Source organism: Imhoffiella purpurea, from assembly GCF_000585215.1.
GTDB classification, from domain to species: Bacteria; Pseudomonadota; Gammaproteobacteria; order Chromatiales; family Chromatiaceae; genus Imhoffiella; species Imhoffiella purpurea.
Genome location: NZ_AONC01000055.1, coordinates 26,024 through 34,858, shown reverse-complemented (window position 1 = coordinate 34,858; position 8,835 = coordinate 26,024). Strand labels below are relative to the sequence as shown.

The window sequence follows — 8,835 nt, the reverse complement described above, 5'->3', positions numbered from 1 at the left end:
TCGCACAGCGCCTGAACGTCGCCCAGCAACGCCGCCCGGGTCGCGTCCTCCTTGGCCGTGGCGCTGGCCCGGTCCTTGGCCGCCTGCAACTGAGTCGAGCGGTCCCAGAGCGGGATCTTGACCCGCAGCGCCGCGTTTGGCCCCGCGTCACCCGATTCGAGGGTGTCGGTGATCGAGTAGCCGACCGTGATGCTGGCATCCCAGGGCTTCTGCCGCTGCTGCTCGGAGTAGACCGCCCGCTCGGCAAGCAGGACCGGGTTGGCCTGGCTGACCAGGGTCAAGGCCTCCTCCAGGCGCCCGGTGCCGGGACACTCGGCCCAGCTCTGGGTGACTGACGCCGCGGTCAGCAGCATGAAACCCAGGCGCACGCTCACCACGACCGCGCCACCCCGAGCGCGAGGATGTCGGTGCTCCCGCTGTAATCGAGCGGCGGATGCTCCCCCCGCCGATCCGCGAACCACAGGTGCGCGACGCTCGCGTTGAAGGTCCAGGCGCCGCGCCGGTAGCCGAGACCGGCGGCCAGCCAGACCCGATCGCTGTCGGGCAGACGCGGGGAGCGGTGCGCGGCATCCCGGACCGGCGATTGGTCCCAGGCGATGCCGAGCCGCAGGGTCCAGGGTCCGTGCTCGTATTCGCCGCCGAGGTCGAGCCGCCAGGTATCGCGCCATTGGTGATCCTCCGTCAGGGTCAGGCCGTTGGCCAGCTCCACATCGAGCGATTGCATCCGGCTCCAGCGGGTCCAGGTCGCCCCGGCCAGCAGGGTCAGCTCGGGCAAAGCGGACCAGCGCAGGCCGAGCGCCACCGTCTCCGGCGTGGTCACATCGACCCGCGAGGACACGGCCCCCGAGGGCAGCCGTGTCTTGCCCCTCAAGGTGTGGCGAACCGCCGAGCCATAGGCGAGCCCCAGCGCCACCCGATCGGTGGGGCTCCAGAGGGCACCGACCGACCAGCCGAGCCCCAGATCCTCGCCCTCGATGGTGATCCGCCCGTCCCGCGCCCCGAGCGGATAGGCGCTGGTCAGCTCGGCGGTGAATTGCTGGACGAACAGCCCGGCACCGAGCCGCAACCCTGGTGTCACCGACCAGGCCCCGGCCAGATGGGCACGCGCGGTGCGGATCTCGGAATGCAGGGCGACATAGCGCCCGGACCAGTCGTCCGGGTAGTCGGTGGCCAGGCCGAAGGTCGAGTAGAGACCGACGCCGATCCCGCTCCGCGAGCCGTAGAGGGTCGGCACCAACGCCGGCTCGCCCGCGTCCTCGGGCTCGATGCGGTTGCGCAGGGCATGGACCGAGAGGCTCAGGCTCGGACGCTCGGGCAGCCCTGCCGGGTTGAAGCTGATCGCCTCCGGCCCGCTGACGGCCGCTTGCCCGGCATAGGCGCGGCCGAGCCCGGCCGCGTCGCGCTCGACCAGGGCGAAGCCGCTGGCCGCGGTCAGCGCGGGCGTGCCGAGCACGGTCGCTGCGAGGATCGCCCGGGCGTTCATGAGGCCACCTCGTGCGCGTGTCGCCCTTCCCACCAGCGCCGCTCGAGCGGCTTGCCCTGGAGCCGGCGGGCCAGCTGCGCCAGGCGGTGATCGGCGCCGTCGGCCAGATGCGCGAGCGCCACGGCCTGCAAGGCGTCGATGTTGTCGACCTCGTCGAGCGGCGAGAGCCGGTCCGAGATGCTGGTCTGGAAGCGCCAGTAGTTCTCGGGCGGCAGCAGGGTCCGCGCGGTCACATGGTCGGTGCCGGTGGCCCCGGTCATGAGCGCCTGGAGGATCGCCGAGCCGTGGCCGAAGATGGTCTTGGGAACCGTCGTCTGCCCCTCCGGCGGCGCACCGGTGCCGAAGCTGGCCACCACCACATGCTCCAGGTTGGTGACCGGCGCCTTGCCCTTGACCTGGCAGACCGCCTCCGAGATCGCCAACACCACCGGATTGTTGGCCGTCAGCCCGCCGTCAGCCATCGGGTGCTCGGTGCCACTGTCGTCGCAGACCATCATGTGCGGGTCGAAGAACAGCGGCGCCGCCGTGCTGGCTCGGCAGACCTCCCAGACCGGCAGCGGCTTGTGGTCCTCGCGGGCCGACGAGAACACATGCACCTGCATCGCCTGGATGTCATACGACAGGGCCAGGGTCGGCGTGCGCAGCTCGCCCAGGCACAGATCGTGGAAGATCCCGTGCAGCATGTCTTCCAGCCCGGCGCTGTCGTACTTGGCCGCGAGGCCGGCGCGATTGGCCCAGCGCCGCCCGTAATCGCGCAGACAGCCCGGCTTGGCGAAGGCGAGATGCGCGGAGTTGACCCAGATGTCATGGACCTCGCGCGCATTCATCCCCATCGCCAGGGCGCAGGCGATGATGGCACCGATCGAGGTGCCGGCGAACATATCGAAGTGGGTATGGGCCGGCGCCTCGAGGTGGCGCTCCAAGCGCTCGAGCCAGACGACCGGGATGATCCCGCGCACCCCTCCGCCGTCGATGGTGAGGATCCGATACGGCAGGCGCCGCAGCCCAAGGGATTCGGCGATGGTCATAGATCCAGCTCCCCTTGCTTCGAGGCGAACTCGACACTGACCGGCCCGCGCTGCGCGAGCAGTAGATTTCGGACATGCTCCAGGGTCTCCTCGTCTGCAAGCTCGCATTCCAGGGCGATCGCCAGCTTGCCCTCGTCGGTGATGGTGATCTTCTTGATCCGCGCGTTCTCCAGCTCCGCGCCCCGGGTAGGAAACGGCAGAACTCGCCCGCCTTGGTTGCTGGTGGTGTAGGTGCGTTCGCTCATCACGGCCTCCGTTGCGTTTGTGATCGAAGGTGCCCGTCTCTCCGGGCTGTCACGCCTGCGTGCAAGTGGGGGAATGGCGCGGGCGGCGTTCCCCTGGGGCTCAGCCGCCGGTCTATCCCGGTTGTCATCGCGCTCGCGGCTCATACCAGGGCCGCCGCGCTCAGCAAGTCCGGCTGCCGCCTGACCGCATCGAGCAGCGGTAAGGTCACCGCAAACCGGCTTGCGGAAGTCCCGTCGAAAGAGCTCGCTCCGATTGCCGCGCACAACCGCACCCGACGCGCCGTGTTGACGCGCGCCACATGCAGGTGGGCGCCATGAGCATGCGCGAGCCGGCCCCAGTCGAGCGCGGTGGCCAGCTTCCACTCGGTCGAGCCGCCGACGAAGATGCCTAGGTCGGGGCCGATCAGCGGCGCGATCTCCGTAGTGCTCATTCCGTCCTGCACGGCAAGAAGGAGTGGAGCACCGAGCGGCCGGAGTCTTTCGAGCCACGACAGCGATAGCTCGAGCGAGCGGTGACCGCCGGCCACGATGTCCGGCAGAACGATCCAGTCGGCGTGCATACCGAGCAGGTCCACGGCACGCATGAAAGACGGGGCATCGAATGGGCGCCCCTGCTGGTGGCAGGTCCAGGCGCCGTTGTCCAAGGCGTACCGCATACCCTCGGTGCGCAGGTCACTCGCCGCGCTCACGATCAGTCGCCAGCCGGCGCGACGCAGCGCAGCCAGATTGCGGCGGGTTCCGGTTCTGCTGGCATAGCCGATCACTGGCCAACCTCCAAGCCGCCGTGGGGGCGAGTGACTCGCCGCGAATAGCCGAAGTGGCTCGGCTCAGGCTGAGGCCGTCGAGATGGTTGTTGAGGAATGGCTTCCGCATGTGCATTGCTCCGCATCAGCGCACCTCGCACGGATAGCGCAATGGCGGACTGATCGCGGTCTCGCGTACCGCTTGCACGTTCGGCGCAGATTCGCCGAAGAACGCATCCAATCCGTGCTTTACGTCCTCGATACTGCGCCCAACGATCGCCAAACCGCCGGCCCTGCTCACGTCCTCCAGGAACGCAGCCTGCTCAGGCGTTGGCTTCTCGCCGTGCCGCTTGCACTCGATCGCCAGGAAATGCCCCGACGCAAGCTGGCCCAGCACATCCGCGCAGCCCGGAAAGGCGTAGCGGATGAAGCGGCGCTTACGGCGCCCCTGCCGATCCTGGCCCTCAATGACCTGGGCGCCGGTGTTGAAGCGCTTGGCCCAGGCCACCCGCCGATCGACGGCGAGGTAGCGCAGGATCGCGCCCTGGATGTCATGCTCCAGGGGCTCGACCGGCGTCAGACGAAAGGCTCGGCTCATCTCAAGTCCTCCTCGAGGTAGCGGTGAATGACGGTCGACCCTGCGGCGCCGCGATCGCGGTGAGGCGCTCAGGACCTCGAGCGATTTGTTGCCCAACCCAGGGCATGCCGCTCAGAGGCGCTGAAAGGCCCTCAGAGACGCCCGATAGGTAATGAATCAATACCCCATGGGTAATATTCACGGGCACGGCTATGCGCCTCCTACGAAGCCTCAGGGCGATTCCCGGTGGCGGTCCGGTAGCTCGACCAGGTGAACGGCACCAACGCGCTCCCCGTTTCGAGCACGCGATCCATGATCCGCGCGCCCAGGTAGTCCTTCATCCCGTCCACGTCGAGATTGCCGATCAGGATCGTGGGACGCTGCGCGGCGTAGCGGCCGTTGATCACGTCGAACAGCAGAGCCCGGCGCTTCTCGCCGTCGCCGATCGACACGCCGACCTCATCGAGAACCAGCAGATTGGGTTGCACCAGCATCGCGAAAGCCTCCTCCTCGGTGCGCTCGGCCCGCGGCGAATAGGTTGCGCGGATCATCCTCAGCGCCTCGGAGATCGTGATGAACAGCCCGGTATGTCCGGAGCGGATCACGGCGGCCAAGACGGCGCAGGCGAGGTGCGTCTTGCCGGTGCCGGGGTTCCCGGCCAGCACGAGCGAATAGCCGCCATCGAGGACTCGGGCAAACCCATCCGCATACCGTCGGCAGGTCTCGAGCGCATGACGCTGATCCGGCAGCTTGGCCTGGTAGCCGTCGAAGTCGCGGCCCAGGAACCGACGAGGGATGCCTGAGCGCCCGAGCGCCAACTCAAGCCGGCGCTGGCGATGGATGGCACGCTCTCGTGCAAGCTCCACAACCTCCGCCCGCCCGGTGGCGTTGAGCTGCTCCAGAGTCAACGGCTCAGTGCATCCAGGGGATGTCCTCGCGGGGAGTGGCTCCCTTGGTGAAGTCCGGGCAGTGCTCTCGGGCGTTGCCTCCGGCTGATGGTGTCTCGCGCTCATCGACTATGCCTCGCTCTCGCTTCACCCATTTGCGCCAAACCTCGAACCAATCCGCGCTGACGGCCTTCTCGCCGGTTGCCGCCTGCCAGTGATCGCGGAAGCCGATCCAAACCGCCTCGAGGTCCAGGTCCGAACGCGCCTTCGCGGCCCATGCCCGCCAGGAATCCGGAAGGTCATTCAGCGACAGCCGCGCGGGCTGCTCCCCCTTCCATTTCGGATCATCAATTCCGCGCGCATGCGAGCTGCTGCTAGCTGCTAAAGGTTCTTTACGGTTCAGCTTACGGTTAGTGGCCGCCAGACGGCCTAGTTCAGGGCCGCCAGACGGCCTAGTTGAGTCGCCAGACGGCCTAGCCGTCTCCCGGCCTAGGTCGTCTCCCGGCCTAGTTGAGCCGTCTCCCGGCTTGGCCGCGTCGCGGCCTAGGCCGCCTCCCGGCCTAGGTGTACGGCCGTTGAACCCAAGCCGGTAGGTCGTAGCCCGCCCACGCTCGCGGATCCGTATCACGATCTGGGCTTGCTCGAGCCCATTCAGCGCGTCCTTGAGCGCAGTCGGAGAAAGCCCGGTCCGCGTGCTGAGCCGGGAGAGCGACGGCCAACACTCCCGATCCTCGTTGGCATGGTCGGCAAGCGCCAAGGCAACCAATTTCTGTGTGGGTGATACCGCCAAGCCCCAGGCCCACTCCAGGGCCGACAGGCTCACGGTCAACCCCCATCGGAGGTGGTCAGTTCGCTGACTGGCACGCCAATCTCAGTGGCCAGTCGCTCCAGGGTTCTGAGGCTGAGGCATTTCTGTCCTTGCTCGACCCGGCTGAAATAACCCTGCGACATCCGCATCCTGCGCGCGAGATCCATCTGGGTGACGGCGTTCCGCGCCCTCCAGACTCGCAGGTTCCTACCGACGGTGACGGCGAGCGTCTGGGAATTGCTCTCTGCGGTCATAATATCTCCTCCCTAGGTAATTAAATAACACCCATGGGTGATATTCTCAATGAAAATTAGACTCTTACATGCCCCCTGGGCATACTTCGCGGCATGTTGCAGAATCGTTTGAAAGCCGCTCGACAAGCCAAGGGCCTCACACAAAAAGAGGCTGCGGCCAAGCTCGGAGTCCAGCAAGGCTTCATCTCGAATATGGAACGGGGCTTGAAGACGCCAAGCGTTGCGATGTTGAGCAAGATGGCCTCGCTCTACGGGGTGACCGAAACCGCACTGCTCGGTCATCAGATCAAGGACGAAGACGGCGCCGACTACCGCGCAGTGGCTGAGCGCTTGCTTGGCGATCCCGAGATGCCGGCGGGCCTGCATGAGCTCGCGGCCGACCAGGCGCTGATGGCAACGCTGGCGATCACCTCCGCCGAGTGGGAGGCGTTGGGCTCGATCAAGCTACCCCATGCGACCGACAAGATCGGATACCTTCAGCTCCTGGCGACGATCCGGGGGATCTCGCGAGCGTGACGAATGTCACTCACAAGGCCGTGTGCAAATCAGTGTGCAGGACGGGAGTCAGCAGGTGGCGTTTGGTGGCACGAACAGGCACGCTTACGTTTGGGGTGGCGGTGTAAGCAGTTGATTTTTCTAGATCATGTGCGGGTTATGTGTCTTCACACGGCAGGGGTCCCTGGTTCGATCCCAGGTGCGCCCACCAAAATACCCATTAAGGATCAACCGGCTACGGCCGGTTTTTTCTTGCCTTCGATTCTCCATCCCGGTTCGTGAAGATTGCATCGGGACCGCGCCTGCGATACGGGGCGTGTCGGGTGAGCATGCGCGAGTCCGCCGCGTTTCAGGAATGCGTCGAATACGTCTATCCCTGATATCGGATTCGCCTCAATCTCGGTGGTTTTTTTCGCATCCCTCCGGAACGATCAGGGGAGGGCTTCCGGCTCTGCGTCTCAGCCAGTTGAGTGCGTCCAGTATTCGCCGGTTGCTCGCCAGCTTGCGCTCCAAGACGAATTTGCCCGGGAAGTCGGTCAGGATCAGTCCCATGAGGATGGTCAGCAGGCCCTGGCCCGGCAGAATCAGCATCGCGAGACCGGCCAGTATCAGAATCCAGCCGAAGAGGTTCTTGAGTGCCAGTACGCCATAGTAGACCAGGGGGTGGAATCGTTTGAATCGGCTCTGGTAGCGTTCGCAGTCGTTGAAATAGTCCTGCGGGATGCGCGCGACGATATAGGGTAGCGATGACAGCGAGACGATGAAGAGCGCAGCCGAGATTCCGGCAAGCCAGAAAAGCGCCGTCTCGTAGGCGAGGAACCAGTCGGAAATGGATGCGATCATAGCGGGACCGATCTTGGGTAGATGACCCGCACCGGCGTCGGTGCGGGATTCTCGATGGCGGCTGATGCCGGTCTCATGTCGGGCATCTCTGCTTCGCCTCGGGGTCGGGCGACCGGTTCCAGCTCCGCGATCCCCGACGGAGCATGGGCGTCAATGCCCCTGAGCGTGCAGCTCGGCCGCCTCGAAGGTGTTTTCCAGCAGGCTGGCGATGGTCATGGGGCCGACGCCGCCTGGTACCGGGGTGATCCAGGAGGCGCGTTCGGCACAGGCGGCGAAATCGACGTCGCCGATCAGCTTGCCTTCCTGGGTGCGGTTGATGCCGACGTCGATCACCATGGCGCCCTCTTTGACCCAGTCTCCCTTGACGAATTCGGGTCGGCCGACGGCGGCGACCAGGATGTCGGCCGAGCGCGCCTTGTCCTGAAGGTCCTTGGTTCGGCTGTGACAGATGGTGACGGTGCAGCGCGCTGCCAGCAGTTCGAGCGCCATGGGGCGGCCGACGATGTTGGACTGACCGATGATCAGGGCGTCGAGTCCGGCGAGCTCGCGACCGGTACGGGAGAGCATGGTCATGACCCCCTTGGGCGTGCAGGGGCGCAGCAGCGGCATGCGCAGAACCAGCCGGCCGACGTTGTAGGGGTGGAAGCCATCGACGTCCTTGGTCGGCGAGATGCGTTCGGTGACCAGGCTTTCGTCGAGATGATCCGGAAGCGGCAGCTGGACCAGGATGCCGTCGATGGCCGGGTCCGCGTTCAGCTGGTCGATCAGGGCGAGCAGCTCGTCCTGGGTGACGCTGTCCGCAAGCTCGTGCAACTGCGAGTGGAAGCCGACCTCGGCGCATGCCTTGCGCTTGTTGCGGACGTAGACCTGGGAGGCGGGGTTCGCGCCGATCAGGACGACGGCGAGTCCTGGCTGGCGCTTGCCGGAAGCCAGGAGGCTGTCGACCCTGCTCTTGATGTCTTGGCGAATTTCAGCGGCGATGGACTTGCCGTCGAGAATGGCTGCGTTCATGTCGATCCTGTTTGGCTGGACGAATGGCACATCATATCCAGCGGTCGAGTCCGAAGAAAATGCGTTGGTCGGACGTTTGTGGGGGCCATCCGCCGCGATCGAGATCGGGCTTGACTTGGTCTCGATGGATGCGTATATTGCCCGCTCTTCGATTCGGGGCCGCTAGCAACCGCGCCGCATCCGAAGCCGGGGTATAGCGCAGTCTGGTAGCGCGCCTGCTTTGGGAGCAGGATGTCGGGGGTTCGAATCCCTCTACCCCGACCAAATGCCGACCATGAGCGAAGTGCGTTGCAGCGAGTCGAATCGCTGGCGCAGAACCCAGATCGAGCGCTCGTAGCTCAGCTGGATAGAGCAACGGCCTTCTAAGCCGTGGGTCGCAGGTTCGAGTCCTGCCGGGCGTGCCAAAGGTGCGGTCTCGACAGCGTGAGCGGCGAAGGTCATCGCTCCGTTGGGTTGAGATC

Annotated in this window: 12 protein-coding genes and 2 tRNA genes; 3 read left to right on the top strand and 11 right to left on the bottom strand. The window is 65.8% G+C overall.

Annotation, left to right across the window (positions count from 1 at the left end; translation table 11 throughout):
• The 9 genes from D779_RS16585 to D779_RS16545 all read right to left on the bottom strand — a co-directional run.
• On the bottom strand, window positions 1-374 hold a 374-nt coding region (locus tag D779_RS16585; RefSeq protein ID WP_157726437.1), incomplete at its 3' end, for a hypothetical protein.
• Complete coding sequence (locus tag D779_RS16580; protein WP_043756185.1) at window positions 371-1,483, bottom strand: OmpP1/FadL family transporter; 1,113 nt, start codon at window positions 1,481-1,483, stop codon at window positions 371-373. The genes D779_RS16585 and D779_RS16580, both read right to left, overlap by 4 nt.
• Window positions 1,480-2,511 (bottom strand): patatin-like phospholipase family protein, encoded by a 1,032-nt coding sequence (locus D779_RS16575; protein WP_043756184.1) that lies wholly within the window; start codon window positions 2,509-2,511, stop codon window positions 1,480-1,482. The genes D779_RS16580 and D779_RS16575 overlap by 4 nt, the downstream gene beginning before the upstream one ends.
• Complete coding sequence (locus D779_RS22360) at window positions 2,508-2,756, bottom strand: hypothetical protein (protein WP_043756182.1); 249 nt, start codon at window positions 2,754-2,756, stop codon at window positions 2,508-2,510. The genes D779_RS16575 and D779_RS22360 overlap by 4 nt, the downstream gene beginning before the upstream one ends.
• A 140-nt stretch (window positions 2,757-2,896) precedes the next feature.
• Window positions 2,897-3,520 carry a hypothetical protein gene (locus D779_RS21275; protein ID WP_157726436.1) on the bottom strand — a complete coding sequence of 208 codons (624 nt, stop codon included), beginning with the start codon at window positions 3,518-3,520 and terminating at the stop codon, window positions 2,897-2,899.
• A gap of 124 nt (window positions 3,521-3,644) precedes the next feature.
• Window positions 3,645-4,097: a hypothetical protein gene (locus D779_RS21270; protein WP_052348212.1), complete on the bottom strand. Its 453-nt coding sequence runs from the start codon at window positions 4,095-4,097 to the stop codon at window positions 3,645-3,647.
• 200 nt (window positions 4,098-4,297) lie between these two features.
• A complete protein-coding gene (locus D779_RS16555; RefSeq protein WP_043756180.1) occupies window positions 4,298-4,984 on the bottom strand; it encodes an ATP-binding protein in 687 nt (228 codons plus the stop codon).
• Between the two features lie 4 nt (window positions 4,985-4,988).
• Entirely contained in the window at window positions 4,989-5,786 is a 798-nt protein-coding gene (locus D779_RS23320) for a helix-turn-helix domain-containing protein (RefSeq protein ID WP_157726435.1), read from the bottom strand.
• 2 nt (window positions 5,787-5,788) lie between these two features.
• Window positions 5,789-6,025, bottom strand: a complete 237-nt coding sequence (locus D779_RS16545; RefSeq protein ID WP_043756178.1) for a helix-turn-helix domain-containing protein — start codon at window positions 6,023-6,025, stop codon at window positions 5,789-5,791.
• A gap of 93 nt (window positions 6,026-6,118) precedes the next feature.
• Between D779_RS16545 and D779_RS16540 the strand changes: the two genes are divergently transcribed.
• Entirely contained in the window at window positions 6,119-6,541 is a 423-nt protein-coding gene (locus tag D779_RS16540) for a helix-turn-helix transcriptional regulator (protein WP_043756176.1), read from the top strand.
• A gap of 372 nt (window positions 6,542-6,913) precedes the next feature.
• On the opposite strand, the gene D779_RS16535 is transcribed toward D779_RS16540, so the two are convergent.
• Together D779_RS16535 and folD are read right to left on the bottom strand one after the other, a co-directional pair.
• Window positions 6,914-7,363 carry a PGPGW domain-containing protein gene (locus tag D779_RS16535; protein WP_043756174.1) on the bottom strand — a complete coding sequence of 150 codons (450 nt, stop codon included), beginning with the start codon at window positions 7,361-7,363 and terminating at the stop codon, window positions 6,914-6,916.
• A gap of 150 nt (window positions 7,364-7,513) precedes the next feature.
• Window positions 7,514-8,374, bottom strand: a complete 861-nt coding sequence (gene folD, locus D779_RS16530) for a bifunctional methylenetetrahydrofolate dehydrogenase/methenyltetrahydrofolate cyclohydrolase FolD (RefSeq protein ID WP_043756172.1) — start codon at window positions 8,372-8,374, stop codon at window positions 7,514-7,516.
• Between the two features lie 187 nt (window positions 8,375-8,561).
• On the opposite strand from folD, the gene D779_RS16525 reads away from it, so the two are divergent.
• Together D779_RS16525 and D779_RS16520 are read left to right on the top strand one after the other, a co-directional pair.
• Window positions 8,562-8,638: transfer RNA gene (locus tag D779_RS16525), tRNA-Pro, on the top strand.
• Between the two features lie 63 nt (window positions 8,639-8,701).
• A tRNA-Arg gene (locus D779_RS16520) sits at window positions 8,702-8,778 on the top strand.
• Window positions 8,779-8,835: the final 57 nt, after the last annotated feature.

Coding starts and splice junctions, on each gene's coding strand:
- D779_RS16575 (WP_043756184.1), bottom strand. CDS start 2,511: ATGACCATCGCCGAATCCCTTGGGCTGCGGCGCCTGCCGTATCGGATC.
- folD (WP_043756172.1), bottom strand. CDS start 8,374: ATGAACGCAGCCATTCTCGACGGCAAGTCCATCGCCGCTGAAATTCGC.
- D779_RS16545 (WP_043756178.1), bottom strand. CDS start 6,025: ATGACCGCAGAGAGCAATTCCCAGACGCTCGCCGTCACCGTCGGTAGG.
- D779_RS22360 (WP_043756182.1), bottom strand. CDS start 2,756: ATGAGCGAACGCACCTACACCACCAGCAACCAAGGCGGGCGAGTTCTG.
- D779_RS16580 (WP_043756185.1), bottom strand. CDS start 1,483: ATGAACGCCCGGGCGATCCTCGCAGCGACCGTGCTCGGCACGCCCGCG.
- D779_RS16535 (WP_043756174.1), bottom strand. CDS start 7,363: ATGATCGCATCCATTTCCGACTGGTTCCTCGCCTACGAGACGGCGCTT.
- D779_RS21270 (WP_052348212.1), bottom strand. CDS start 4,097: ATGAGCCGAGCCTTTCGTCTGACGCCGGTCGAGCCCCTGGAGCATGAC.
- D779_RS16540 (WP_043756176.1), top strand. CDS start 6,119: ATGTTGCAGAATCGTTTGAAAGCCGCTCGACAAGCCAAGGGCCTCACA.